28 protein-coding genes and 1 tRNA gene are annotated in these 25,194 nt (G+C 63.4%); 16 read left to right on the forward strand and 13 right to left on the reverse strand.

Annotation, left to right across the window (positions count from 1 at the left end; genetic code table 11):
- Positions 1 to 390 precede the first annotated feature (390 nt).
- Positions 391 to 2,106, forward strand: coding sequence for a hypothetical protein (locus ACLB0R_RS01260; protein WP_416641441.1), 1,716 nt, complete (start codon positions 391 to 393; stop codon positions 2,104 to 2,106).
- A gap of 291 nt (positions 2,107 to 2,397) precedes the next feature.
- Here the strand turns inward: ACLB0R_RS01260 and ACLB0R_RS01265 are convergent, their stop codons facing one another.
- Together ACLB0R_RS01265 and ACLB0R_RS01270 are read right to left on the reverse strand one after the other, a co-directional pair.
- Positions 2,398 to 3,018 carry a cation diffusion facilitator family transporter gene (locus tag ACLB0R_RS01265; protein ID WP_434953676.1) on the reverse strand — a complete coding sequence of 207 codons (621 nt, stop codon included), beginning with the start codon at positions 3,016 to 3,018 and terminating at the stop codon, positions 2,398 to 2,400.
- Positions 3,019 to 3,307: 289 nt separating this feature from the next.
- Entirely contained in the window at positions 3,308 to 3,592 is a 285-nt protein-coding gene (locus ACLB0R_RS01270; protein WP_416641444.1) for a hypothetical protein, read from the reverse strand.
- A gap of 366 nt (positions 3,593 to 3,958) precedes the next feature.
- Here ACLB0R_RS01270 and ACLB0R_RS01275 point away from each other — a divergent pair, with 366 nt between their 5' ends.
- Positions 3,959 to 5,113 (forward strand): hypothetical protein, encoded by a 1,155-nt coding sequence (locus ACLB0R_RS01275; RefSeq protein WP_416641445.1) that lies wholly within the window; start codon positions 3,959 to 3,961, stop codon positions 5,111 to 5,113.
- Positions 5,114 to 5,175: 62 nt separating this feature from the next.
- Here the strand turns inward: ACLB0R_RS01275 and ACLB0R_RS01280 are convergent, their stop codons facing one another.
- Complete coding sequence (locus ACLB0R_RS01280) at positions 5,176 to 5,424, reverse strand: hypothetical protein (protein WP_416641446.1); 249 nt, start codon at positions 5,422 to 5,424, stop codon at positions 5,176 to 5,178.
- A gap of 257 nt (positions 5,425 to 5,681) precedes the next feature.
- Between ACLB0R_RS01280 and ACLB0R_RS01285 the strand changes: the two genes are divergently transcribed.
- Positions 5,682 to 6,077, forward strand: coding sequence for a hypothetical protein (locus tag ACLB0R_RS01285; RefSeq protein ID WP_416641448.1), 396 nt, complete (start codon positions 5,682 to 5,684; stop codon positions 6,075 to 6,077).
- Positions 6,078 to 6,086: 9 nt separating this feature from the next.
- On the opposite strand, the gene ACLB0R_RS01290 is transcribed toward ACLB0R_RS01285, so the two are convergent.
- From ACLB0R_RS01290 to ACLB0R_RS01300, 3 genes are read right to left on the reverse strand one after another with little or no spacing between them, the layout of a single operon-like run.
- The gene (locus ACLB0R_RS01290) at positions 6,087 to 6,647 is read right to left on the reverse strand and encodes a hypothetical protein (RefSeq protein ID WP_434953677.1); all 561 of its coding nucleotides are present in this window, start codon (positions 6,645 to 6,647) and stop codon (positions 6,087 to 6,089) included.
- Complete coding sequence (locus ACLB0R_RS01295; protein WP_416641449.1) at positions 6,648 to 7,310, reverse strand: hypothetical protein; 663 nt, start codon at positions 7,308 to 7,310, stop codon at positions 6,648 to 6,650.
- Entirely contained in the window at positions 7,300 to 7,689 is a 390-nt protein-coding gene (locus tag ACLB0R_RS01300) for a hypothetical protein (RefSeq protein WP_434953678.1), read from the reverse strand. Before ACLB0R_RS01300 ends, ACLB0R_RS01295 begins: the two co-directional genes overlap by 11 nt.
- A 135-nt stretch (positions 7,690 to 7,824) precedes the next feature.
- Between ACLB0R_RS01300 and ACLB0R_RS01305 the strand changes: the two genes are divergently transcribed.
- Positions 7,825 to 8,139 (forward strand): hypothetical protein, encoded by a 315-nt coding sequence (locus ACLB0R_RS01305; RefSeq protein ID WP_434953679.1) that lies wholly within the window; start codon positions 7,825 to 7,827, stop codon positions 8,137 to 8,139.
- 73 nt (positions 8,140 to 8,212) lie between these two features.
- A complete protein-coding gene (locus ACLB0R_RS01310; protein WP_416641452.1) occupies positions 8,213 to 9,436 on the forward strand; it encodes a hypothetical protein in 1,224 nt (407 codons plus the stop codon).
- 112 nt (positions 9,437 to 9,548) lie between these two features.
- Here the strand turns inward: ACLB0R_RS01310 and ACLB0R_RS01315 are convergent, their stop codons facing one another.
- The 7 genes from ACLB0R_RS01315 to ACLB0R_RS01345 all read right to left on the reverse strand — a co-directional run bounded on the left by ACLB0R_RS01315 (position 9,549) and on the right by ACLB0R_RS01345 (position 14,393).
- Complete coding sequence (locus tag ACLB0R_RS01315) at positions 9,549 to 10,160, reverse strand: SOS response-associated peptidase family protein (RefSeq protein WP_416641454.1); 612 nt, start codon at positions 10,158 to 10,160, stop codon at positions 9,549 to 9,551.
- A gap of 162 nt (positions 10,161 to 10,322) precedes the next feature.
- Positions 10,323 to 10,399, reverse strand: a tRNA-Pro gene (locus ACLB0R_RS01320).
- A gap of 88 nt (positions 10,400 to 10,487) precedes the next feature.
- On the reverse strand, positions 10,488 to 11,795 hold the full coding sequence (locus ACLB0R_RS01325; RefSeq protein WP_416641456.1) for an FAD-dependent oxidoreductase: 1,308 nt from the start codon (positions 11,793 to 11,795) through the stop codon (positions 10,488 to 10,490).
- Positions 11,796 to 11,861: 66 nt separating this feature from the next.
- A complete protein-coding gene (locus tag ACLB0R_RS01330) occupies positions 11,862 to 12,878 on the reverse strand; it encodes a nucleotidyltransferase domain-containing protein (RefSeq protein ID WP_416641457.1) in 1,017 nt (338 codons plus the stop codon).
- On the reverse strand, positions 12,863 to 13,723 hold the full coding sequence (locus ACLB0R_RS01335; protein WP_416641459.1) for an HprK-related kinase A: 861 nt from the start codon (positions 13,721 to 13,723) through the stop codon (positions 12,863 to 12,865). Before ACLB0R_RS01335 ends, ACLB0R_RS01330 begins: the two co-directional genes overlap by 16 nt.
- Positions 13,720 to 13,989 carry an HPr-rel-A system PqqD family peptide chaperone gene (locus ACLB0R_RS01340; RefSeq protein ID WP_416641461.1) on the reverse strand — a complete coding sequence of 90 codons (270 nt, stop codon included), beginning with the start codon at positions 13,987 to 13,989 and terminating at the stop codon, positions 13,720 to 13,722. Before ACLB0R_RS01340 ends, ACLB0R_RS01335 begins: the two co-directional genes overlap by 4 nt.
- Positions 13,989 to 14,393, reverse strand: a complete 405-nt coding sequence (locus ACLB0R_RS01345; RefSeq protein ID WP_416641462.1) for a hypothetical protein — start codon at positions 14,391 to 14,393, stop codon at positions 13,989 to 13,991. The genes ACLB0R_RS01340 and ACLB0R_RS01345 overlap by 1 nt, the downstream gene beginning before the upstream one ends.
- A gap of 231 nt (positions 14,394 to 14,624) precedes the next feature.
- On the opposite strand from ACLB0R_RS01345, the gene ACLB0R_RS01350 reads away from it, so the two are divergent.
- The 11 genes from ACLB0R_RS01350 to ACLB0R_RS01400 all read left to right on the forward strand — a co-directional run bounded on the left by ACLB0R_RS01350 (position 14,625) and on the right by ACLB0R_RS01400 (position 25,173).
- Positions 14,625 to 15,908, forward strand: coding sequence for an ATP-binding protein (locus ACLB0R_RS01350; protein WP_416641464.1), 1,284 nt, complete (start codon positions 14,625 to 14,627; stop codon positions 15,906 to 15,908).
- A 62-nt stretch (positions 15,909 to 15,970) separates the two neighbouring features.
- Positions 15,971 to 17,020 (forward strand): substrate-binding domain-containing protein, encoded by a 1,050-nt coding sequence (locus ACLB0R_RS01355; protein WP_416641466.1) that lies wholly within the window; start codon positions 15,971 to 15,973, stop codon positions 17,018 to 17,020.
- A 78-nt stretch (positions 17,021 to 17,098) separates the two neighbouring features.
- Complete coding sequence (pstC, locus tag ACLB0R_RS01360; RefSeq protein WP_416641468.1) at positions 17,099 to 18,469, forward strand: phosphate ABC transporter permease subunit PstC; 1,371 nt, start codon at positions 17,099 to 17,101, stop codon at positions 18,467 to 18,469.
- Positions 18,462 to 19,742, forward strand: coding sequence for a phosphate ABC transporter permease PstA (pstA, locus tag ACLB0R_RS01365; RefSeq protein WP_416641469.1), 1,281 nt, complete (start codon positions 18,462 to 18,464; stop codon positions 19,740 to 19,742). Before pstC ends, pstA begins: the two co-directional genes overlap by 8 nt.
- Positions 19,742 to 20,521, forward strand: coding sequence for a phosphate ABC transporter ATP-binding protein PstB (pstB, locus tag ACLB0R_RS01370; RefSeq protein ID WP_416641470.1), 780 nt, complete (start codon positions 19,742 to 19,744; stop codon positions 20,519 to 20,521). Before pstA ends, pstB begins: the two co-directional genes overlap by 1 nt.
- A 17-nt stretch (positions 20,522 to 20,538) precedes the next feature.
- Positions 20,539 to 21,225 carry a phosphate signaling complex protein PhoU gene (gene phoU / locus ACLB0R_RS01375; protein ID WP_416641472.1) on the forward strand — a complete coding sequence of 229 codons (687 nt, stop codon included), beginning with the start codon at positions 20,539 to 20,541 and terminating at the stop codon, positions 21,223 to 21,225.
- Between the two features lie 13 nt (positions 21,226 to 21,238).
- Positions 21,239 to 21,931: a phosphate regulon transcriptional regulator PhoB gene (gene phoB, locus ACLB0R_RS01380; protein ID WP_416641474.1), complete on the forward strand. Its 693-nt coding sequence runs from the start codon at positions 21,239 to 21,241 to the stop codon at positions 21,929 to 21,931.
- 279 nt (positions 21,932 to 22,210) lie between these two features.
- On the forward strand, positions 22,211 to 22,651 hold the full coding sequence (locus tag ACLB0R_RS01385; RefSeq protein WP_416641475.1) for a hypothetical protein: 441 nt from the start codon (positions 22,211 to 22,213) through the stop codon (positions 22,649 to 22,651).
- 12 nt (positions 22,652 to 22,663) lie between these two features.
- Positions 22,664 to 22,927, forward strand: a complete 264-nt coding sequence (locus ACLB0R_RS01390) for a hypothetical protein (protein ID WP_416641477.1) — start codon at positions 22,664 to 22,666, stop codon at positions 22,925 to 22,927.
- Between the two features lie 75 nt (positions 22,928 to 23,002).
- Positions 23,003 to 23,902 carry an SDR family NAD(P)-dependent oxidoreductase gene (locus tag ACLB0R_RS01395; RefSeq protein WP_416641479.1) on the forward strand — a complete coding sequence of 300 codons (900 nt, stop codon included), beginning with the start codon at positions 23,003 to 23,005 and terminating at the stop codon, positions 23,900 to 23,902.
- A gap of 236 nt (positions 23,903 to 24,138) precedes the next feature.
- Complete coding sequence (locus ACLB0R_RS01400; protein WP_416641481.1) at positions 24,139 to 25,173, forward strand: hypothetical protein; 1,035 nt, start codon at positions 24,139 to 24,141, stop codon at positions 25,171 to 25,173.
- Positions 25,174 to 25,194 lie beyond the last annotated feature (21 nt).

Consider the following 25,194-nt stretch of genomic DNA (forward strand, 5'->3'; position numbering starts at 1 on the left):
TCATTGGCCTCGGTGGGGTTTGGCTTGCTAATGAATGCAGCAGTTGGCGATCTTGAGCTGTTGAAATAGAGAAGATAGCGAGTTATACTGATCATCAAGGGACCGTGACCTTAGCGGGCGAATATTGGCAAGGATGATGCCGTGGTCGCCCTTTTATCACTCAAATCACATCTCCTAGCCCCGCCCGCTGCTGACCGCTGTGTTTCCAGCCGCGATCAAGACGCAGGGCCAAATCGCTCGATTGGCGATGCTAGTATTGTTCATCGAGCCGCCAAGTGCTCTAGTCTCAACATCCAAGATCGACGCAGATCGTATCGACACCTGATCGGAGCGGTCGAGGCGATCGTGCAATGCCGCAATAGCCAGCCAACGTTTTCGGAGTGGTGACTCATGCCGCGTAACATCACGGTTACCTTCGCGGATGGCTCCCAGCACATCTACGAAAATGCCCCCGACAATATCACGCCCGAGCAAGCAACCGAGCGCGCGCAACGGGACTTCGGCAAGCGGGTGACTGCGCTGGATGGTGGTCGCGCCGCTGCTGGCCCGAAGCGCACCGTAGCTGACCGGTATCAGCCGAAGCCTGACAATGCGTTCACGTCGGCGACCGATGCGGCTATGCGCGCCGTCATTCCAGGCGACATTATTGGTCGAGTTGGTGCGGCCGTAGGCGCCCCGCTATATTACGCCTTAGATCACGCACTTGGTGGTCCACGTTCGAAGATGACGTTGGCGCAGGAATATCAGGACGCACGCCAATTTGAACACGCGCGGGAGGCGGCAAACGACAAGGCCCATCCGACCGTCAACGCGATTGCTGGGGCTGTTGGCGCCATGGCTTCGCCTATCAACAAAATCGCACCAGCAGCGGGCATAGGCCGCGTGCTTGTCCCCGCTGCGATCTATGGTGGCATAGAAGGAGCTGGGACGGCAAAAGGCAATGCTATGCAGCGGCTGACCGCTGGTGTTGAAGGCGCGGCGTCTTCGGCGGCCGGAGCATTCATTGGCAACCGAGTAGTTGAAGGCGGCGGTTACCTGCTGGCTCCAAAATTTACAGGCGCGGCGAAGAAACTGATCGACATGGGCGTTCGGTTGACGCCTGGGCAGATGGCGGGCGGCTTAGCCAAGTCGGCCGAGGACAAACTGATGTCCCAACCTTTCCTTGGTCAGCAAATCAAAGCGGCGCGGGCGATTGGCCTGCAAGATTGGAACCGCCGGATCTACAACCGCGTGCTGGAGCCGATCGGTCAGAAATACGATGGCCATGAGATCGGCTACGAAGGCATCAACAAAATCTACGGCGCGCTTTCGACTGCCTACAACCGTATCTTGCCGCGCGTGAACTTGCCGCTCAGGAACGAGTTCGGCGATGCCATTTTCGATACGCTGCGCAAGGCCAAGCAGATTCCCGGCGACGCGGCCAAAGCGCTCGACAGCATCGTCTCCGATGAAGTCCTTGGCCGCTTCAAGAACGGTGTGATGTCAGGCAACGATTTCAAGGCGATGGAAAGCGAGCTTACTCGCCTATCGCGCGGGCTGCACAGGTCGCAAAGCGTCAATGAGCGCATGATGGCAGACCGCATCGATGACATACTCGGCGCGGCGCGTGATGAGCTGGAAAAGGCGAACCCGCAATTTGCCCCAGCGCTCAAGAAGCTGAATGCCTCATTTGCGGCGTTTACGCGCGTCGAGAAGGCGGCTGGTCAGCGAGCCACCAGCGGCGGCGTGTTCACCCCGTCGGACCTATTACAGGCCGCGAAGTCGATGGCTTCAGGGCCGCGTCGTTCGTCGTTCTCGCGTGGACTGGCGCTGATGCAGAAAGAGGCTCGCACTGCGCAGGACGTGCTGCCCTCGTCGGTCGGGGACACCGGCACGGCCGGGCGTCTTGCCGCCCTCGATCTGATCAAGCACCCGGTCGCCGGCCTCTACGGCGCTGCCGCTAGTTTTCCCTACACCAGTCCCGGCATGGCGCTAATCAATCGCGCCGCCCGCTCAACGCCAGGAAAGACTCGTAATTCTCTGGCTAAGTTATTGGCTCGGTCAGCGCCGGCGGCCGGCAACGTGGGGGCTTACATCGGCGCGCAAGTCGTGAACGGCGGAAATTGATCTACCGCCGTGCTCTGAAGGACTAGAGAAAACCGACGCGATCAGCGCGAGGATGAAGCCCGCCCGCCGATAGCGGCATGTCAGTTTGCGTCCCATAGCGGCCATTAACTAACGAGATTATGAGGAGGGCACGAGAGCGACGGGATACAAACGAATGCTTGGCGGGGATTTTGCAAAGAGGTTTCGCGCGGCTCAACCGCATGGTCGGAGGCCATCCCGCCAACCGACTCGACGAACTCCTGCCATGGAACTGGGCGCTAAATCATCGTGCCGCTGCCTGACGCAGCGCGGTCAGCCGTTCGGTGCTTCGGCGCGCTTCGCCTCTCTTGCTTCGGAGAGAATCTCGATCGCCTCCTTGACCACGTATAGACCGATCCCGATCCCGACTATGAGGTCGAAATATCGGATTCCCGTCAGCACAACCGCGATGCCAGCGAGGATCAGAGCCGTGTTCGCCACGACATCTGCGCGGGTGAATATCCATGTCGTGCGCATATGAACTTCCTGGTTCCTCTCCTTGCTGAGGAGCCGCAGCACGGTAGCGTTGACGGCAAGGGCAGCCGCTGCAATGCCGATCATCCACAAGCCTTCTGGTAGCTCTCCCGATATGATCCGTCGAACCGCATCGATAATCACGCCCAAGCCGAGAATAAGAAGCAGAACTCCACTCAGCGTCGCCGCGTTGGCTTTGAACCTCCCGCTTCGGCCAATCGCAGTAAGTGCGATGGCATAGGCGGACGCGTCGGCCAACATATCGAGGCCGTCGGCAAGGAGCCCCGTCGAGTTGGCGAGCAAGCCAGCGGTGACCTCCACAACGAACATCATCGCGTTGAGCCCTAGCGCTATGTGGAGAACACGGCGCTGGGACTTCGTATCGGGGGCGACGGGCGTGCATCCGCAATCTGAGCTCATGCGGATGCCTTAGCGCGGATCGCACGTCCACGGCACCCTGTCGTTGAAGCGGCGGCATCAACCGCAACATCGCGCGACCCAGGTCGAACGGCTTGACGAGTTGCTGCCGTGCTCGACGCTTAATCATCACGGCGGCGCCCAGCGTGCAACGGCCGGACGGATACGGACATTGGGAGTGGAAGACAAGATAAAGGCCGGGTCTCTCCGGCTCGGCCAGCACACTGTAACGTTTGCCTAAAACCGCGAGACTGATGACAAACCGGCGTCGCAGCAATCCCGTTGAGCAAAGCTATGAGCGACTTGGTGAATGCTGCTCGCAAATCCACATCATGACTGCCCAGCCGATCAGGAATGGCACGACACAAATTCCCGACATGTGAGGGTCGACGACAACAACAAGGCACAAGGTCGCCGCGATCCCCGCGAGCATGACCGCCAGCCCTTTCCAGTGTGCCGGATAATAGCTCCACAAAATCCGGCCGAACCAAATTTCCCGCCCCGCGTCGTTGAACTGAAGCCGACGCTGGACTCGCACCCATTCGGGCTCGTCGTATCTTTCGGGCGGCAGCTTCATGCCTCGGTTCTGACCGCTCCAATCGGTGCGTGCAACACCGCAAAATGCGCGTTAGCCGCTAACGTCATCTCGGGAATTAACGCCCGGACAACGCTTGCCAGATCAAACGCCGGGCAGCCTCAGGTCGGGTTGGCTTAGGATCGGGCTGATTGCCGATCCAGGCGTCGAGTGCGGCCAATAGGTCGGGCAGCATTCGGATGCCGATAAGCATTCCTTTTCCAGTGGTCTTCGGGCGCCCACGAGATTTTGTGTTATCATTTATTGACGACATCGCAATTTTGGGATAACACATAATCGAGCCGGCCGAAAGCGCCAACTTCCGAGCCGGCTCTAATCGCAACCCCTTGTCGAAGAAGGGACACGACTATGAATGCCAATAGCCCCCGCGCCGATCGGGGCGCAATTCCTGTTGCGCCCGATCATCCCGCTATCAGCGACGCCAGCTGGGCAGCAATCGTTGCCGACTATCGCGCCAAGCGAGCCGAATACCACCGGCTGGTCACCGCCCTTGATGAGGCGGAAAGCCGGTTTGAGGCGCACGTCGAACTCACGGCGCCGAAGCCAAAGCAGCCTGAATCCGTTGAGCTGCCGGACATCAAAAACATGACTATCGCCCAGATTAGGGCGGTGGACGATACGCCGGAAAACAAGGCTGCGTGGCAGCAATATGAGCAAGACCTCGCCGCCTGGACCGCGATGCGTGACGGGCTGCACGATACCATGGTGGGGCCGATCGAGTGCGAACACGATCGCAGTTTAGAAGAGCATGTCGACGCGTTCCGGGCGTTGGTGAGCTACCCGGTTTCGTCGCTGACCGAACTGGATGAGAAGATGGCACTGGTTCTTGGCGAATATGAAGGCTTCGACGTGGCGCCAGAGCGGGTGGCAGCGATCCAAGCTGATGTGCGTCGCCTCAATGCCGTTGCTGCTCCGAACGCAGGAGACCCAGTTATCGAAGCGGCATGGCAGCGCCGACAGGAAGCGTTCGCCGTCTACAATGCCCTGCCGGACGATGACGGGCCCAGCACCGGTGGATATGCACCCGGCGAGCGGGAGCAATGGGATATTATCGATGCCGCCGAGGAAACCATCCAGACCACTACGGCCAACACGATCCGGGGCGCGATGATCCAATTGCAGGTCGGCCTGTATCACGCGACGACAAGCAAGGCCGATGAATCGGCAATTACGCGTGGCGACTTTCAAGCGCTGCGCCGCGACGACAGCAATCTTGATTGGCCTGGCCAGATGATGCTGGCCGCGTTGATCTCGCTGGCGAGCATGGTTGGCCATAAGCCGGTCGACCAACCCACCGCCTTCAACGCCAACGACTGGATCGCCAAAGCCACCGAAGCTGGCGCCACGTTCTTTGTCCGCGATGACGAGCTTTGGATCGGCGCTGTGACCGGCTCGGCCTCATCGGAAGTGGTCGAGCAGCTGCGCGCGGAACTGGATGACGAACGCCGCCAGCTTGTCCGTGATGCTCTGGCAGCCCGTGGCTTGCTTTGCGTGGAGGCTTGACCATGGCGAGCAGTGCAACCGCCAATAGCGCGCTGTAGGAGCTGCTATCGGTCATTCCGTCGCTACCCCGCCCGGCCTTGAGCCGGATCGTCACCCGCATCATTGATCACCTCGACCAAGCGGATGGCGACCCGGACCTTGAGCCTGACTTCGACGGCGAAGACGACGGCGATGCCGAGCCTGATAGCGACTTTGCCGACGAATTCGCAGAACCCGCTATCCGAGCTTATCATCGCCGCCGCATCCGCGAGACGCGCTGCGATTATGTGCCCGATCGGTGGCGCGGTAATCTGCGCATCGGGTTCGCCCATTATCGCATGAGGCCGCGACCCAAGCCCAACATCACCATCGGCGCACCTCGCTGGCCGCCACGGCGAAAGCGCCGCTTCTGAATAACCCGGCGCCCTCAACAGCACATCGCACAGCACCCCAGCCAGCCGGTCGGGGTGCTGTTGCCCGTCGAAGGGTTCACAACTTCAACGACAGCCTTAGGCTATCCCAATCTTATGCCGACGCCGATTGGTGGCTGCCGCTCTACCGCCGAGCCTTTCCTCGCCTGCAGTCAGCGGTGGCCGTCCGTGACGACGGCTGGGCACAACGCGGCGGTGTTGATCGGGTGCTCACCCTGGCCTGCGGGCGCACCTACACCGTGGACGAGAAGATCAGGTCCGAGGACTGGCCGGACATTCTTTTGGAGCAATGGAGCGACGAGGCTCGACGGGTGCCCGGGTGGGTCCAGAAGCCGCTAGCGTGCGATTTCATTGCTTATGCCTACGCGCCGTCGGGATTGTGCTTCTTGCTGCCCGTAGCGCCTCTACAGCGGGCCTGGCGGCAGCATGGGCGGGATTGGCTCAGGCGCTATGGGATGCGTCGGGCGCAAAACCCTGGCTATGTAACAGCGAACGTGCCGGTGCCGCGCGCTGTGCTGATCGCGGCTATCGCTGAGGCGATGATATTGGGGTGAGTGAGCCTATTACTCTGGCTTTGATGCGGCTATGTTCTCGATGGGCTTGACCGAATGCCTAAAGATTGCCGCGATTTTGTCGAGAACGCCGGCAACCTCTTCTTCGGGCGTGTCATTGTCCATCCTAATTACAGCGTGGCAAGGCTCCTCATCACAGGGATCGTCGTAAACGAAAAGCACTTGTTTATCGGGATTTCGAGCTAGCCGGATTGATCTGACATCTGTGGCTTTAGCAATACGCGCTCCGTTGGACACACGCACAGATTTTGGCGGATTGGACTTTTCCATAGCTCGCAGATTTACGGCTTGAGCTCGCTCTGAGCTCAGTTCCATCAGCCGCTGTTCGCTGATGCTGTCGGACCTCAGGACCGAACAACCATCCTTGTCCCCACATGTGTTGCTTGCGGCTTTGTTCGACGGCGGCAAAAGCTCGCTTCGACTGAATGGGACGTAACCTAAATTGGGAACCTGCAGAGAAACTAGCCGCGCAAGTTTTTCGGAGTCCTGAACCGCGCCCAGACCGCTGGCGCAGCAAGGTTTGCTGTCCGGATGAGCCGTCCAACCGTGCACTCATCTGACCTTAGCAAGCGCTCCGAAAAGTGTCGGTGAGCCAGTCGCAATATCAAGCGGACCGGAAATGCGAACATCGTTGCCGTTGCCCTGTGGGCAAAACGCCAGAAAACGACCGCTGGGAAGAAATGAAACGGACGCAGTCAGTTCGCCCTTCCAGTGAAGTCCGATTTCACCGTCTTGTGCGATGTAATGCTCTGGTTCACGAATTCCCTGAGATTGGCAATGCCAAGCGAATGTGCGACAATAATGCAGCTGCTCCGCTGATGGAGCTACTGCCTCTTCTCCGTCCCAGCCCGCCTCCAAGGACGACCACGCGTTGAAAGCTGCCTGGACTTTAGGCCAGTGAGTTGCCTGGGTGAAGAGCTGCTCAATTTCGATTGTCGCCGTACTAACTAGCGGCAAGTTAGCCTTGCGAAATGTTAGTAGCATCAGGTTTTCGATATTCTGCGCCGTCCCGCTTGAATAAAGCATACCTGAGCGATCGCTATAAAGGTCGGATGGCACTTTGCCGAAGGCTATATCGTGAGCAATCTGAGCATTGCCGCGCCAAGATTGTACGGTGTTTTGTTTTACTTCGTCATTGCGCAAGAGCGAACCAAAAACCTCAGCTACGCGATTATAGATAGGGTCTGAAGATCGAAGTGCGATATTATTGTCCATCGCTATCTTCCTCTTCGTCGTTTGGGACGGTTTTTGCTTGAATTGATTCAATGTTAGAAAGCAGGGCCTCTTTATTAATTGTGCCCTGTTCTACTAGGGGTTGGATAATCTGAATCGCAAGCGTGAGGGCCGTGAACGGCGACACCCTCATACGGCAAACCTCATGCAACGCAGGATGAGTTTCAACCGTTGCCCGATCGCTTCCTTGCGCTGCTGTGACGCCGTGGATTACTGGGCTAAGCGCAAGAAATGCCAAATCAATGTCCCGTCCCAACGGGAAGACCACGGTTTGGTCAGCAAAGGCACGCCGAAAGTTCGCGTCGGCGTGAACCGGCATCGCTTCGATAGTTGTGTCCTCTGAGCCATTTTCCGTCGACATTGGAGGATACATGGCCGCGAAATGCAAAGAGTCAATTACCATTGCCAGAGAGCATGTCCCCAAATTTAGACCGAACTGAGGCGCGGCGCGTCGCACGACCTGTCCTACACGCTTGCCGCTGTGCCCCATGCCCGCATGGCGAAATACGACGATTCGGGCCTGAGGATGCCGACTACCATTTTCGAATGCGCCGCTTGGCACAAGCAGGTCGTCGTGACGTGCTTGGTCTGCCAGCGCCGCGCTGTGTTCGATCCTCACCAGATCTGGTGGCTATGCCGGCGCAAGGGCTGGGAAGAGCGGCTGGCGGCGTTCCGGCTCAGGTTCAAGTGCAACGGGTGCGGGCAGAAGCGGGCGCAGATCGGCACGTCTGGGACGGAGACTCCGACTGTGGTGCTGCCTTGGCCGGATGAGCGGGAGTGGAAGAAGGCGGTGTCGCGGTTCAGAAGCTGATTAACATACGGCTTTGTCCTGTTGGAAAATGCCTCTAGCCTCTGGCCAGTTCAATTCTGGGCGGGGTTGTCTGGTGCGCTTTGCATTCCTGGCCGCGTTAGCGCTGGCGAGCTCCGTTGCGGTGGCGGACCAGTGGGAGCCTCCTGAACGCAAAACCTACGCTTCCGACGACCAGCAAGCACGACTAACCATTGTGCCGCGAGACCTCGAAAGTGCCTCTGCTTATTTCAGGGATAAGGTTGCCCATCGCGAACCCGCTGGGGCACCTCAAGGAGCGAAGGCGAGGACAGCCACGGTCATCATCGAGCAGAAAGACGCTTCCGGCGAATGGAAAAAGAGTTGGTCGGGGCCGATCCCGAATGAAATAGCGCCGGTGGATGTTCTTGTTGCGGACCACGCTGCCGCATTCGTCACGTTAGATGATTGGCATGGGCTGGGTTACAGCCAGAACGCGGTTGCGATTTACCGGGGGGACGGGACCCTCATCCGACATTTCGCCTTGAGCGATCTATTTCCAGATTGGTTTATCGCTGCTCTTCCGCATTCGGTGAGCTCGATCTGGTGGCGTCAAAAACCCCGACTTTCCGCTGATCAATCAACACTGATCATCCCGGTTGTTCGCCCGGCGCCTGATGAGGCAGAAGCTTTCCGGGAAGGCAAGACAGCTGATCTGGCATTTAGGATCGCCGATGGCGCACCCGTGGGCCTTGAATCGAACGAATGGAAGACGGTCCTTGACGAAGCCGCATCTGTCGCACGGGCGATGTGCGTGAGCGAACGTCAATATCTGCAATTGTGGAACCAACCCATTAAAGCCCCGATAAGCAACAAGGAAGAAGACTGGCATTTTTATCTAAACGAAACTCAATTCCGCACCAAACGGTCACACCAAGATGGTCCCTATCCCGCCACGACGGTGTTGCGCTCCCCCGGGGCTACCGACTTCGCCGCCTCCGTTGAATGGCTGCGAACGGCCCTGACAGAGAAAGCAGTGATCCCACACGACCTGCGGGCAATTGGTTCACCCGACACCGAAAACCTAACGACATGGATTGAGAAAATTGCCGCCGACAAGCCACGCGGACTGCTACGCAACGTCGATTTGGTAATAGTGTCCGATACCACTCATACTGGGCGAATTAGACAGGCATTATCTCAATCTGGCGCGAACCTAACTTTCATCGACCCGGCCGTGCCTATCCCGCAAGTCAAAGAAAGGTTGCAAAAAGAAGGCGAATTAGTGGTCTGCAGGGTTCCCGCGCCATCTGGTGAGGAATCAAAGAAAGGTGAAGGCTGAGTAACGCAATAATAACCGGCTGCGTTGCGCATAGAGCAGCGATTCATCGGTCCGTCGCAGGCCGTCAACGGGAAAGGATCGGACTCAAGCTAACTGCCCGATAAGGCGACCCTTAACTTCCGGTTTTCACCGCCATCAGCTGCGCCGGAAACGGCTGCACCAACGCTTTGGCTTCATCCCATGGAGCAGCCAGCCAGCGCTCATAATCATCCTCAGGCAGGATCACCGGCATAGCCTTGGGGTGTAGCGGTGCCATCAAGCTGTTCGGCTCGCACGTCAGGAACGCATAGACTTCCCCAGCTTCCGATGGACGCCAGATGCCCGCAAACGCCGCCACGGGACGATCAAGCACGCGGAACCAATGTTCGGACCGTCCGCCGCCGATCACCGGCTCGGCAAATTCCGTGAACGGCACCAAACAGCGCCGCGTCGGCTGGACCAGCATCGATCGCCAGAACGGGCTGTCGAGATTGCGCACGTTGGTGACGTAATTAGTGACGGTCGTGCCTGGCCGCTTCCCCGGCATGGTGCGCGGGACACCCCAAGCCATTGTCTCAATGATCTGCTCGCCGCTGTCGCCGATCCGGGCAACCAGCCCGCGTCGTTTGGGCCAGACATCCTCAGCTAAGTCCAGCGGCAGCTCAGGCTGCGTCGGTAGCGACCAGCCGATATAGTCGCGCCAAGTGCTCAGTACTGCCCGATCCGTTCGATAATGGTTGCACATGCACCAATCCCCTTGCCGGGCTAACCCAATCCAACGACGCGGGCTATCGGAAAGCAATCATTTGCATGAAACGCGCCCGAGCGATTGAGAGGTAGATTTACCCCCTCTTTTCCGTACTCGTTTCGTACGGCCAACTTAGCGAGCATCTAAGTTATTGAAATCTGGTCGGGGAGAGAGGATTCGAACCTCCGGCCCCTGCCTCCCGAAGGCAGTGCTCTACCAGGCTGAGCTACTCCCCGACGGAGCCCGGCGTCGCGCAGGTTGCGCGGGGCCGGTGAGCTTGGAAGCGGCGCCTATACCCATGCGCCTTGCCCCGCGCAAGGGGCGTCAGGCCCGGCCGATCGCCGCCAGCAAGTCGCCGATCGTGGTGAATTTCTCGCGCGGGGAGCCGGGCCGTGCGCGGGCGATCTCAGCCGCCTCGATCCGCTGCCAGTCGCGAAAGGTGACGATGTCGACACCGCGCGCCGAGAGCAGCTTGTCGAGCCCCGGGCGACCCGGCTTGCCGCTGCTCTCACCGATATCGGCCGCGATCTGCTCGGCGGCGGCAATGCCGTCGGGCCGGTTGGTGCCGATCGTGCCCGAGGGACCGCGCCGCGCCCAGCCGACCGCGTAGAGCCCCGGCGCGATCCGCCCGTCCTGATTGGCGAAGCGGCCGGCGCGCGGGTCATAAGGCACGCCCTCGATCGCCGGCGTGCGGTAGCCGATGCAGCTGATAACGAGATTGGCGGGGATGGCGTAAGTCTCACCGGTGCCGACCGCATTGCCGCCGGCATCGAGCCGGGTGCGCTCGACGATGATGCGCTCGACGCGGCCATCGCCTTCGATCGCGATGGGCGCAGCGAAGAAATCGAAGTCGATCGTCAGCGGCTTGGCGTCGGCGGCGCGCGGTGCCGCGAAATCGCGGAGATGCGCCACCGATTTGCGCTGGCCTGGGTCGAGCGCCGCGTCTTCCTCAGCCGGCGGCAGATCGGCGGGATCGACATGGGGTGTGGCGCGGGCGAGATGGCCGAGCTCGCCCAGCTCTTTGGGCGTCATCGCGATCTGGTGCGGGCCGCGACGGATGGCGATGGTGATGCGGCGGATGCCCGCCTGCTCCAGCGCGGCGAGCGCGTGGCCAGCGATATCCGAGCCGGCGAATTCTTCCGTCGTTTTCGACAGAATGCGCGTTACATCGAGCGCGACATTGCCCGCACCGATCACGACCGCGTTTGGCCCGGCCAGCGGGGGCGCGAGATCGGCGAAATCGGGATGGCCATTATACCAGCCGACGAATGCCGCCGAGCCGATGACGCCAGGCAAATCCGCGCCCGGAATGCCGAGCGGCCGATCGTGCGGCGCGCCGGTCGCGAGCACAACGGCATCGTACAGCTCGAGCAGCTCGGCAATCGAGACGTCGCTGCCCACGGTGACATGGCCGACGAAACGCACATTATCGCTGAGCGCCACCGCCTCGTACCGGCGCGACACACCCTTGATCGACTGGTGATCGGGCGCGACGCCGAAGCGGATCAGGCCATAAGGGACCGGCAACCGGTCGATAATATCGATGCGGACGCCGTCGCCGAACAGCTTCTGGCACGCCTCGGCAGTGTAATAACCGGCGGGCCCCGAGCCGATTATCGCGACGTGACGCATCCCCTGCCCCCTCAACCGTTCTTCGTTGCCGGAATGCTAGGGCGGTGATGCGAGTGGGGAAAGGGGTTAACCGCGATGCCCGCTACGCCATTTGGTCCATAAGTGGCGCGCCAGCATCGGCAGCGGCATCCGGATGAGGTGCGAGCGCCCATAGAAACGCTGGCGCAGGATGGGCCGCGTGGCGCGACCCCAGCCATCGCGTGCGGTGAGGCGATCGAGATACGGTCGGTCAGCAAGCCGGAGGCGCCGGAAATCCGCCGGGACTGCGCTGTCGTAGAATGCGTGAGCGAGCCGCAACGCGCGCGCGACATGCAGGGCGAGGCCGTGCTGCGCGGCGCGTTCCATCAGTCCATCGGTGCTGAATTCGTCGATCAGGCAATGAATGTCCCACAAATTGCGCAAGCCGCCGGCGAGATCGCCATCGGCGAACAGATGGGCTGCGGCGTGGACGATCATGTCCATCGGCGCGAGCACGCTGAGGCCTTTGCCAAGGTCAACGCGGTCGCGGATCAGCGCGGCGGCATTGGGCTTGGGCCGCGCGGTCAGCGGCAGGATGGTGTGGTGAACGTCGATCATCCGGTCGCTCTCGCGGTGGATGAGCGGCGGCAGCTCGTGCATCCAGCGGCGATAATAGGCGTCGTCATAAGGGTCGGGCTTCACCCATTCCCACCCGGCGCCGAGCAGCGCCGCCTCCACCGCATCGAGCGCCTCGCGCGGCACGAGAATGTCGAGGTCGCCGATCGAGCGCCCCACCCCCGCTTTCAACCCGGAGGCGACATAAGCGGTGCCTTTCAGCAGCACCACCGGCACGCCCAGCGGCGCCAGCGCGCGGCGCGCCATTTCCGCTTCCCACAAGGCCGCAATGCGCCCCTGGTCGGCCGACCAGCGCGCTTCCTCCATTTGCCGAGCGACCGGCGGCGGCAGATCGAGCCCGGCGAGGCGATGGGCGAGCGTGCCCGCCAGCTGCTCGGCGCGCGCCATCGCGATCAGCGCGGTCCAGCCGGCGCCGTCGAGCGCGGCGGTGCTTGCGGGGTCGCGCAGCGCAGCGGCGAGCAGGCGCGCATCGACTAGAGCCCTGCCCATGTGGCCTCCACTTCGGCGATTGCGCTTTCGGTGTCTGGATAATCGATCGCGCGCGCGGGGACCGATTGGACAAGCCCGGTCAGCGCCGCGAACCCGCGCTCGCCGAGCGCGACGTAGTTGGTCGAAGCCTGAGTCAGCCGCACGAACGCTTCGCTCGGCGGCACGGGGCGACGGTCGCGGGCATGGCCGAAACGCGGGAACAGGATGAGTGCAGGCGTGGCGGGCCTGTCCATCGCGGCGAGGGCATCGGGCGGGGGCACGAGGTGACGGATCGTGCCCTTGGGCGTGCCCGCCAGTTCAGGCCCCCAGCGCGCGCCGGGATGCGCGGTGTGCACCACCTCGATCGCCGCGTTCTTCACGCTGACCAGGCGGGGAAAGGCATGGACCAGCCCGGTCGCCGGATCGAGCAGCGCGAATTCGTCGCCCATGAAGCGCCAGCCGCGCGCGGCAAGCAGTGCCGCGAGCGTCGATTTGCCGGCGCCCGACTCCCCGGTCATCAGCAAGGCGCGCCCGTCGCGCTCGACCGCCGAGGCGTGGAGCAACAGATAACGCCGCTGGCCGAGCGCCATCTGCAGGTTCATCGCCATTTCCGCCGCCAGCAGCCCCTGCGCGAGCGGCAGCGGGGCAGCATCGGGCAGCACATAATCGCCGCCGAGCGTGATCGACGGGCGCAGCACGCGCCGCCACGGCCGCGCCGCGAACAGCCGCACCGAAAAATCGGGGATGCCGTTCTCGGGGGCAGGATAATCGCGATACAGATCGGCCAGCTGCGCGACCGGCGCGCGCCAGTCCGACCCGACGCGAAAGCCCACCGGGCCGATCCGCACCTGAAAGACGTGCCTCACGCCGCCTCGACCAGCCCCGCCGCGACCAACTCGTCGAGCCGCGCTGCCAGCGCAGCGCGATCGCCATCGGCAAGGTCATAATCACGGGCGAGCGCCGCCATCAGCTCTTCGGTGGTCAGCCCCTCATCGCCAAGCGCGCTAAGCAGCTCAGGCACCGGGGACGCCACAACGTGCGTAATCCCCGAAGCGCGGTGGTAGATCAGCGCCAGCCCATCCATCGCTACTTGGCGCAGCGCGGCAGCCGGCGCGGCGCGGTAGCGCAGCATCAGGGGCGCGGCATCTGCAGCGAGGCGAAGCAAGTGAAGCCGCTGGTGCCCGATTGCAGGCGGCGGATATATTGGAGGTAGGCGTTGCTTTGCTCGCTGCTGACGCCGGGCAGCGTGCCGCCCTGCAGCGCGCGCTTCACATCCTCGCCCTTGAACGGCACCGGCGCCGGCGGAAACGCGCCTTGCGTGCCCGGCGCGACCAGCGTGCCGTCAGCGGCGACATAGCGGCCGGCGCGCGCGGGATCGGGCACCGGAATCTGGCACGCGATGACCGAGGCGGTCGTCTGCGCGAGTGCCGGGCGGATCGAGACGATCGCCGCCGCGCCGACCGAGCCCAGCATCAGCGCGCGGCGCGATGGCGATGCCGGTGTCGCGGGCACAGGGGGGTCGGCGGGCTCGTCCATGGCCTTGTCTTATCGGCTCACCCCCCTTTCGCAATCGTAAAGTCCGGTTCCCGGCTGCGTCATCGCCAGCCCGTCATCCCCGCGAAGGCGGGGATCCATTCTCGCGGACTTCGCCGGGAATACTTTAGGCCTGCACGAATGGATTCCCGCCGTCGCGGGAATGACGACAGCGGCAAATGTCGCGCTGGTGCTAGGCGCCGCATCGCTCTTTGCGCTAAGGCTTGCCCCACAATGATTAATGGATTTGGCCCCCGCACCGCTACCGCCATCGCGATCGTGCTGTTGTCCGCGCTGGTTGCGGTGCTGTTGCGCGGTGACGTGCAGATCGCGTTGATCATGGTTGTCGGCGGGACGGCGGGTGTGCTCGTCGCGAGCGGGACCGGCGATGTGCCCGAGGCGCCCGCCCCCGCCCCCGCAACACCGGCGCGCGAGGGGCCCGCGATCGACATCGCCGATGTGATCGAGGCGGTGGTGACGCCGATGATGCTCGTTGGCGGCGGGCGCGTGACCCACGCCAATGCCGCCGCGCGCGCGCTGCTGGGCGGGCACATCATTGGCGAGGATGTCCGCCTCGCCATTCGCCATCCCGCCGCGGCCGAGCGGCTGACCGGCGGGCTCGCCTCGACCAACGGCGCGCCGATCAGCCTGGTCGGGCTCGGCACGCTCGACCAGCGCTGGGAAATGCACGTGGCGCCGCTGCCCGAGGGGCGCCGCGTCGTCCACCTGATCGACCAGACCGGCAGCTATGCCGCCGAGCGGATGCGCGTCGATTTCGTCGCCAATGCGAGCCATGAGCTGCGCACACCGCTCGCCTCGATCCTGGGATTCATCGAAACGCTGAGCGACGACAAGACCGGCGACGAGCGCAGCACCCGCGCGCGCTTCCTGAAAGTGATGTACGATGAGGCGCGGCGGATGCAGCGGCTGATCGAGGACCTGATCTCGCTCTCGCGCATCGAAGCCGAGAAATATCGCGTCCCCAATACGCCCGTCGACCTCAGCGATCTGCTCGAGGAAGTGCATACCGAGCTCGCCGACACGCCCGATCGGCGCGGCGGCGATCTGGTCGCCGATATCGATGGCGATGTGCCCCCGGTGATCGGCGATCGCGCGCAATTGAGCCAGGTGCTCCACAACATCATCGGCAACGCCATGAAATATGGCCGCGAAGGCACGCCGATCACGACGCGACTGTGGAAAGACCAGACCGGCATGGTGCGCGTGTCGATCACCGATGAAGGCGAAGGCATCCCGCCCGAGCATCTGCCGCGCCTGACCGAGCGTTTCTATCGCGTCGATTCGGGCCGCAGCCGCGCGCTGGGCGGCACGGGTCTCGGTCTCGCGATCGTCAAGCACATCGTCGAGCGCCATCGCGGCCGGCTCGATATCGCAAGCGCGGTCGGCAAGGGCACGGTGGTTTCGGTGCTGCTGCCGCCGGCGCCGGGCGCTGCCACCCCGTCGGTTACGGACCCGCTGTCATCAAAAGGTAACGCAACGGTCACAAGGGCCGGTTGATCGGGGTGGTAGCGCACCGCATGCCCCTGCGGGGATGGGGCTTCCACACCAGGAGGGTTCACATGCGATTTGCGGCTTTTGCGATGATGGCGTCGGCGCTTGCGCTGGCAGGCTGTCAAGACCAGTTCGGCGCGTCGGGCGGCGGCTCGCGCGATCAGATCAAGATCGTCGGTTCGTCAACGGTTTATCCGTTCACGACGCTGGTCGCCGAGAGTTTCGTCAACAAGAACCCGGGCATGAAGGCGCCGGTGGTCGAATCGACCGGCACCGGCGGCGGCATGAAGCTATTCTGCGCCGGCGTCGGCGCGCGGTTCCCGGATATCGAGGATGCGTCGCGCCGGATGACCGCTTCCGAATATAAGGATTGCGCCGCGCACGGTGTGACCGGCATCATCGAAGCGCAGATCGGCATTGATGGCATCGCGTTTGCCCAGGCCAAATCGGGACCGAGCTTTGCGCTCACGCCGACCGATCTTTATCTCGCGCTCGCGGCCTTCCCCAAGGGCAAGCCCAACACGACGAAGACGTGGAAAGACGTCAATCCTGCGCTGCCGGCGCTGCCGATCCAGGTCTATGGCCCGCCCGCGACCAGCGGCACGCGCGATGCGCTAGCCGAATTGATCCTGGCGCGCGGCTGCGCGGCGATCTTCCCTGACAGCCTGACGATGGGCAAGAAAAAGCCCGACGAGTACAAAAAGGACTGTCTCCAGATCCGCGGCGACGGGCCGTATATCGACGCCGGCGAGAATGATAATCTAATCGTCCAGAAGCTGCAGGCCAACCCCAATGCGCTCGGCATTTTCGGCTACAGCTATCTCGACGCGAACAAGGCGACGCTGAACGGGCTGACGATCAGCGCGGTCGCGCCGACGTACGAAACGATTTCGAGCGGGCTCTACCCTGGCGCGCGGCCGCTCTATATTTACGTGAAGTCGGCGCATCTCGGCGCCATTCCCGGGCTGAAGCAGTTCCTTAACGAGTATGCCGCATCGTGGGGCGCAGACGGGCCGCTGGTGAAGCACGGCCTGATCGCCGCGCCCAAGGACGTCCTCGACAAATCCGCCAGCATCCTGAGCTACGGCACCACGCTTGACCCGACGCAACTCAACTGATTGATCGATGGCCGGGGGCGCGTGTTCAGTCCCCGGCCATCCAACGGCCTTGGCTGAAAGTACCCTGATCCCTTGTCGATGTTCGTTCTTCTGTTCGTGGTGGTCGGCCTTGGCCTGATCGGCTGGCTGACCGGCCGAGTCCGTGCTGTGAGTTTCCGCCGTGATACGACGCGCCGCTACACCGCGCTGCCCGGTCAATATGGCGCTTATGTCGCGATGGCGACCGTTGCCCCTGCCGTCGCATTCCTGTTGATCTGGTCGTTCATCGCGCCCTCGCTGATCGCGCACGAAGTGCTGGCGTCGCCCATTGCCGCGCAGCTGCCGCCACCGGGCTTTGAGCGCAGCGCGATCCTGAGCCAGGCCCGCACCATCGCCGATGGCAGCAGGTCCTTCGGCTTCAACCCGCTCGCCACCGCGCTTGCCCCGGCCTATGCCGCAGCCCGAGGCCGCTACGACGCGATCGGCGGCGCCATCGCGCTGCTGCTGGCGCTCGCGGGGGGGATTGTCGGCTATCTCAACGTTCGCCCCGACTTCCGCGTCCGCACCCGCAACGAGCGCGCGATCATGCTGCTGCTGCTCGCCGCGTCGTTGATCGCGATCCTGACGACGATCGGCATCGTTGCGTCGCTGCTGTTCGAATCGCTGCGCTTCTTCAGCATCGTGCCGGCCTGGCAATTCCTGTTCGGCACGCATTGGAGCCCGCAAGTGATTGACGCGCGCGACCCCGGCGCCTCGCTCGGCGCGGTGCCGCTGTTCTGGGGCACGTTCTTCATCGGCGCGGTGATCGCGATGATCGTGGCGATTCCCTTCGGGCTGATGAGTGCCATCTACCTCACGCAATATGCCGAAGCGCGGGTGCGCCGCTGGATGAAGCCGGTGCTCGAAATCCTCGCCGGCGTGCCGACCGTGGTTTACGGCTATTTCGCCGCGCTCACGGTGGCGCCGGCGGTGCGCCATCTCGGCGTGTCGATCGGCATTACTTATGCGAGTTCCGAAAGCGCGCTGGCGGCTGGGCTGGTGATGGGCGTTATGATCATCCCCTTCGTCTCGTCGATGGCCGATGACTCGCTCGCCGCCGTGCCTTCCTCGATGCGCGACGGCTCGCTGGCGATGGGGGCGACCACCTCAGAGACGATCAGCCGGGTGCTTCTGCCAGCCGCGTTGCCCGGTGTGGTCGGCGGCGTGCTGCTGGCGATCAGCCGCGCGATCGGCGAGACGATGATCGTGGTGATGGCGGCCTCGGGCGTAGCCTCGCTCACCCTCAACCCCTTTGCCGGCGCCACCACCGTCACCAAGCAGATCGTCGACCTGCTGACCGGCGAAGCCGCGTTCGACAGTGCCAAGACGCTTGCCGCCTTTGCACTTGGCCTCACGCTGTTTGCCGTCACCCTGCTCCTCAACATCATCGCGCTCACCGTGGTCCGGCGCTATCGGGAAGCGTATGAATAAGCCCGCCCCTTTGAGCCCCGCCGGCGAGCAGATGCCGACCGATTGGAAAGCGCAGCGGATGCAGCGCCGCCTGGGTGCGCGCTATGCCGCCGAGCGCCGCTTCCGCCTGCTCGGGCTGGCCGCAGTGGTGATGTCGGCGGGCTTCCTGCTGTTCCTGCTCGCGACGATGCTCGGCAATGGCTTGCGCGGCTTTACCCAGACCGAGGTCGCGCTGCCGATCGATTTCCACGCCTCGGGCCTGGCGCTGACACCCGATCGGCTGCGCGGGGCAGGCGCTGATCTGGCGCTGGCGGGCGCTGACTTGCCCGCCGTCGTATCGCGCGCTGCCGAAGCGGCTTACGGGCAGGGCGGATCGACGTTGCTGTCGGACGGCGCCTGGATCCGCGTCCGCGACCAACTGAAGGCCGATCCCGATATCGTCGCCGGCAGAGCGATGATCGACGTGCCCGCCTCGACCGGCATCGATATCGCCGCCAAAGACGAAGGCACGCCCGACGCCGAGGCGAAGGTCGCGAAGCTGACCGCCGCTGGCCGCCTCCACATCGCGTTCGACTGGGGTTTCCTGACCGGATCGGATGCGACCGACCCGACCATCGTCGGCATCTGGAGCGCGCTCAAGGGCTCGCTGTTCACGATGCTGGTCACGCTGGCGCTGGCGTTCCCGGTCGGCGTGCTGTCCGCGCTGTATCTCGAGGAATATGCGCCGCGTAATCGCTGGACCGACCTGATCGAAGTGTCGATCAACAACCTCGCCGCCGTGCCCTCGATCATCTTCGGGCTGCTGGGCCTCGCGGTGTTCCTCAACACATTCAACTTACCGCGATCGGCCTCGCTGGTCGGCGGGCTGACGCTCGCGCTTATGACGATGCCGGTCATCGTCATTGCCGGGCGCAACGCGATCAAGGGCGTACCGCCGTCGATCCGTGATGCCGCGCTCGGCATCGGCGCCAGCCCGATTCAGGTCGTGTTCCACCATGTCCTGCCGCTGGCGCTGCCCGGCATATTGACCGGCACGATCATTGGCATGGCGCGCGCGCTGGGTGAAACGGCGCCGCTCTTGATGATCGGCATGCGCGCGTTCATCCCGACGCCGCCTTCGTCGCTCACTGACCCCGCGACCGTGCTCCCCGTCCAGATTTTCCTCTGGTCGGACGAGATCAGCCGCGGCTTCATCGAAAAGACGAGCGCGGCGATCATCGTGCTGCTCGTCTTCCTGCTCGCGATGAACGGGCTGGCTATCTATCTTCGCAATCGATTCGAGACTCGCTGGTAATGACTTCTGTTGCTTCCAAATCCGCGCCCAAAATGACGGCGCGTCACGTTAACGTGTTTTACGGCCCCAAACAGGCAATCGACGATGTGTCGATCGACATCGAGGTCGATTACGTGACCTCGTTTATTGGCCCGTCGGGCTGCGGCAAATCGACTTTCTTGCGCACCTTGAACCGCATGAACGACACCATCCCGATCGCGCGGGTGGAAGGCGACATCCGCATGGATGGCGAGGACATTTACGCGCCTGACATGGACGTGGTGCAGCTGCGCGCGCGGGTCGGCATGGTGTTCCAGAAGCCCAACCCGTTCCCCAAGTCGATTTACGAAAACGTGGCGTACGGCCCGCGCATTCACGGGTTAGCCGATACCAAGGCGCGGCTCGATCAGGTGGTCGAGCAATCCTTGCACCGCGCCGGCTTGTGGGAGGAAGTGAAGGACCGGCTCAACGACAGCGGCACCGCGCTCTCGGGCGGCCAGCAGCAGCGGCTGTGCATCGCGCGCGCGATCGCGGTCGATCCCGAAGTGATCCTGATGGACGAGCCCTGCTCGGCGCTCGACCCGGTCGCGACCGCCAAGATCGAAGAGCTGATCCACGAGCTGAAGGGCCGCTACGCGATCGTCGTCGTCACCCACAACATGCAGCAGGCCGCGCGCGTCTCGCAGCGCACCGCGTTCTTCCACCTCGGCACGCTGGTCGAATATGGCGCCACGTCGGACATCTTCACCAACCCGCGCGAGGAGCGGACCAAGGACTATATCACCGGCCGTTACGGCTGAGAGACAGGACAAACGAGTTGAGCGTTCACACGGTAAAAGCGTTTGATGAGGATATCGGCCAGCTGCGCGGGTTGATCGCGCAGATGGGCGGGCTCGCCGAAGACGCCATCGACAAGGCGATGCAGGCGTTGCGGACGCATGATCTCGACGTGGCCGAAGCGGTGGTGGTCGGCGACAAGCAGCTCGACCGCCTTGAAATGGATGTGGAGCGCCTGGCTGTCCGCCTGATTGCCCTGCGCGCGCCGCTGGCCGACGATCTGCGCGAAGTGGTGGCGGCGATGAAGATTGCCGGCGTGCTCGAGCGCATCGGCGATTATGCCAAGAACATCGCTCGCCGCGTCGCCGCGATCGACGATCATGGCGATATCGAGCCGATCTCGGTGCTGCCCGCGATGGCCGATATGGCGCGCAAGATGGTGCATGATGTGCTCGACGCGTTCGCCGCGCGCGATGCCCAGGCGGCCGTGCTGGTCTGCGAAAGCGACCGCGCGGTCGATGATTTCTACAACAGCCTGTTCCGCGTGCTCGTCACCTATATGATGGAGAACCCGGCGAGCATCGGCCAGGTCGCGCATCTGTTGTTCATTGCCAAGAATCTTGAGCGCGTGGGCGACCACGCCACCAACGTTGCCGAGATGGTCTATTACGCGGCCACCGGCACCTATATGGGCGAGCGCGAACGCGGCGCCACCCCCCTCACCTGACGGAGAAAGACCCATGGCCCGGGCCAAGATGCTGTTGGTTGAAGATGATGCGGCGCTCGCCGAATTGCTGGTGTGGCATTTCAAACGCGAGGATTTCGACGTTTCGCAAACCCCTGATGGCGAGGAAGCGTTGCTGCTCGCCAAGGAAGCGACGCCCGATATCGTGCTGCTCGACTGGATGGTCGAGGGGCTGAGCGGCATCGAGGTCTGCCGCCGCCTGCGCCGCATGCCCGAGACCGCGAACGTGCCGATCATCATGCTGACCGCGCGCGGCGAGGAAGAGGATCGCGTGCGCGGGCTGGAGACGGGGGCAGACGATTACGTGACCAAGCCCTTCTCCCCGCGCGAGCTGGTCGCGCGCGTCGGCGCGGTGCTGCGCCGGGTACGGCCGGCGCTGGCGGGCGAGGCGCTGACCTTTGCCGATATCGAGATGGATACGGTCGGCCACAAGGTCCGCCGCGGTGGTGAGGTGGTGCCGCTCGGCCCCACCGAATTCCGCCTGCTCAAGCATTTCCTGGAGCATCCCGGCTGGGTGTTCAGCCGCGAACGCCTGCTCGACGCGGTATGGGGGCATGACAGCGACATCGAGAGCCGCACCGTCGACGTCCATATCCGCCGCCTGCGCAAGGCGATTAACATCGGCAACCGGCCGGATTTGATCCGCACGGTGCGCTCGGCGGGGTATGCGCTGGATACGGGGAACTGATCAGTCGACCGATTCCTCTCCCCTTGCGGGAGAGGATAGCGAAGCTTGGCGCGGCACGCGCCTAGCGGAGCTTGGTGAGGGGGATTTCTGCCGTCGACAGGGCAGGACCACACCCATCACCCAACTTCGACTAGGCAGCAAGCTGCCAAGTCTCCGTATCCCTCTCCCGCAAGGGGAGAGGGTCTTGAAGGTTCGACAGCGCTTTGGTCTCCCACTGAACCGATCGCGCCTCCGCGCGTTGTGCTGATCATTCCAGGTCAAGCATGAAGGAGGTTCAGCGTGAAAAGCCTAGCCCTGCCGTTACTGCTCGCCATCGCCGCCACGCCGGCCATTGCGCAGGATCAGCCGCCGGCACCGCCGCCCGCCCCCGCGCCGGATAACAACCAGCCGCCGGCGCCGCCTGCCCCCGATGCGGTTGCGCCGACGCCCTTGTCGAACAGCCCGACGCCCTCAGACGGGCCCCGCGCCCAGCAAGGCAATTCGCCGGCCAATGCCGCGACGACGGACCAGGCCGGCGGCGGCATGCAACCGCCCCCTGCCCCACCGCCGCCGCCCGGCGCGACGGTGGTGGCGCAACCCTCGGCCGACCCGAACCAGGCCTTTCCGCCGCCCGCGCCCAAGGATCATTACCCGATCTGCAAGGCGAACCAGTTTGACGGCTGCATCGAGCCCGGCGCCGGTACCGCGCATCACGCCCGCGCCAAGCGCCACCATCGGTAAGCGGAGGACACTATGAAACGATCGATCCTTATCGCTCTAACCGCCGTCGCGGTCGCTGCCCCTGCGGTCGCGCAACAAGCCTCGACGCAGGCGATCGGCGGTTATGCGCCGGTGCAGCCTGCGTTGCAGGGCACGCCGCAACCCGGCTCGCCCGTGGTGTTCCAGCCGTCGCTATCGCCCGAGCAGGCCTTCCCGCCGCCGCCGCCCCAGGCGCATTACCCGCCGTGTCGCCACGGCCAGCGCGATGAGTGCATCCAGCTTAACGACCCTCGATAAGCGCACGCCAGCGCTTCCTTAGCCGGTCAGCTTCGCATAGGAGCCTCCTGACAGTTCAATCAGGAGGCTCCTTTCATGACCATCCGTTTCGATAATCGCGTCGCCATCGTCACCGGGGCGGGCGGCGGTCTTGGCCGTGCTTATGCGCTCGAACTCGCGCGGCGCGGCGCCAAGGTGGTGGTCAATGATCTGGGCGGCGCGCGCGATGGCACTGGCCATTCGGATGCGGCACTGAAGGTCGTCGAGGAGATCAAGGCGGCTGGCGGCGAGGCGATCTCGAACGGCGGCAGCGTTACCGATTATGGCCAGATGGTGGAGATGGTCGCGCAGGCCAAGGCGCAATGGGGCCGCGTCGACATCCTGATCAACAATGCCGGCGTGCTGCGCGACAAAAGCTTCGCCAAGATGGAGCCGGCCGATTTCGATTTCGTCGTGCAGGTCCACCTGCTCGGCTCGGCCAATTGCGCCAAGGCGGTGTGGGAAACGATGCGCGAGCAGAATTACGGCCGCATCCTCAACACCGCCTCCTCGACCGGGCTGTACGGCAATTTCGGCCAGGCCAATTACGGCGCGGCCAAGCTGGGCCTTGCCGGCCTCACCAAGACGCTGGCGATCGAAGGCGCCAAGAACAGCATCAAGGTCAACACCATCGCGCCGGTCGCGGGCACGCGGATGACCGAGGATCTGTTCCCCGCCGAAGCGTTCCAGGCCTTTGCGCCCGAGAAAGTCGCGCCCGCCGCGCTCTACCTCGTGTCCGAAGATGCGCCGACCAACATGATCGTCGGCGCGGGCGCGGGCGTGTTCCAGGCAGCATACGTGACCCTGAGCCAGGGGGTGCTGCTGACCGGCGATGACCTGTCACCCGAGGGCGTCGCCGCGCACTGGGCGCAGATCACCGACCGCACCGGCGAAATCGTGCCGCAATCGGGCGCGGAACAGTCGATGGTGATCCTCAAGCATTTGCAGGGGGGGTGACGTCTCCATTCCTCTCCCCTTGCGGGAGAGGATAGCGCAGCTTGCCGACTTGTCGGCTAGCGAAGCTTGGAGAGGGGGGAATCGCGCCGTCGATAGTGCGGGAGTCCCCCCTCTCCAACTCCGACTAGGCAGCAAGCTGCCAAGTCTCCGTATCCTCTCCCTCGAGGGGAGAGGAAACTGGTGTATTGAATTCATAACACACCCATGCTACACCCCCCCCAACAGGAGGTGTTGGCATGTACAGCGAAAGCGATATCGACGGGGCGGTCGCGGCGGGGGTGATGACCCCCGAGGCGGCGGCCGCGTTCCGCAACCATATTGCCAGCGGGCGATCCGCACCGGCAGTCGATGAAGAGCATTTCCGGCTGCTCACCGGCTTCAACGACATTTTCGTCGCGATTGCGCTGGTGCTGACACTGACCGCGATCGCCTGGATGGGCGGACGCGTCGTCACCTGGCTGGGCGGCGCCAGCGTCGCCGTCGCGGCGTGGCTGTTTGCCGAATATTTCACGAAGCGCCGTCGCATGGCGCTGCCGAGCATCCTGCTGGTGTTCGCTTTTGCCGGCGGCGTTGCAGCGACGCAAATCGGCATCCTGATGGAGCTCAATCTGCAGCATCTGCCCGAGCGCACCGCCGCGATGATCGGTGCCGGGGTCGCCGCAATCACCGCGCTTGCGACCTACATCCATTGGCGGCGCTTCATGGTGCCGATCACGGTCGCGGCAGGCGCGCTGGCGCTGGTCGGCATGGCGATCGGCCTCGTCGTCGCGGCGTTCCCCGAGACCAAGAACGCGATCTACCCGATCACGCTGGCGGGTGGCGTGCTCGTCTTCCTGCTGGCGATGTGGTGGGACATGTCGGACAAGGAACGCCGCACGCGGCGCAGCGATGTCGCCTTCTGGCTGCACCTCGCCGCCGCCCCGCTGATCGCCCACCCGATCTTCCACATCCTCGGCGTGTTCAACACCGATGTCGATGCGACCAAGGCGGTGATCGTGCTGGCGCTCTACCTTGCCTTTGCCTTTGTGGCGCTGGCGATCGACCGCCGCGCGCTGCTCGTCTCGAGCCTCATCTATGTGCTCTACGCGATGTACGCGCTGTTCGAGCAGGCGGGTGCGGTCGAACTGAGCGCGGCGTTTACCGCCTTCGTCATCGGCTCGGCGCTGCTCACGCTATCGGTGTTCTGGCACCAGATGCGCGCTGTGGTGGTCGGCGTGCTCGGCGGCGCGCGCAACTGGCTGCCGCCGGTACAGACGGTGGTTCCGGCCTAGTCCTTTATCGAGAATTATTAC

It is taken from the genome of Sphingomonas sp. GlSt437, from assembly GCF_048015635.2.
GTDB lineage: Bacteria > Pseudomonadota > Alphaproteobacteria > Sphingomonadales > Sphingomonadaceae > Sphingomonas.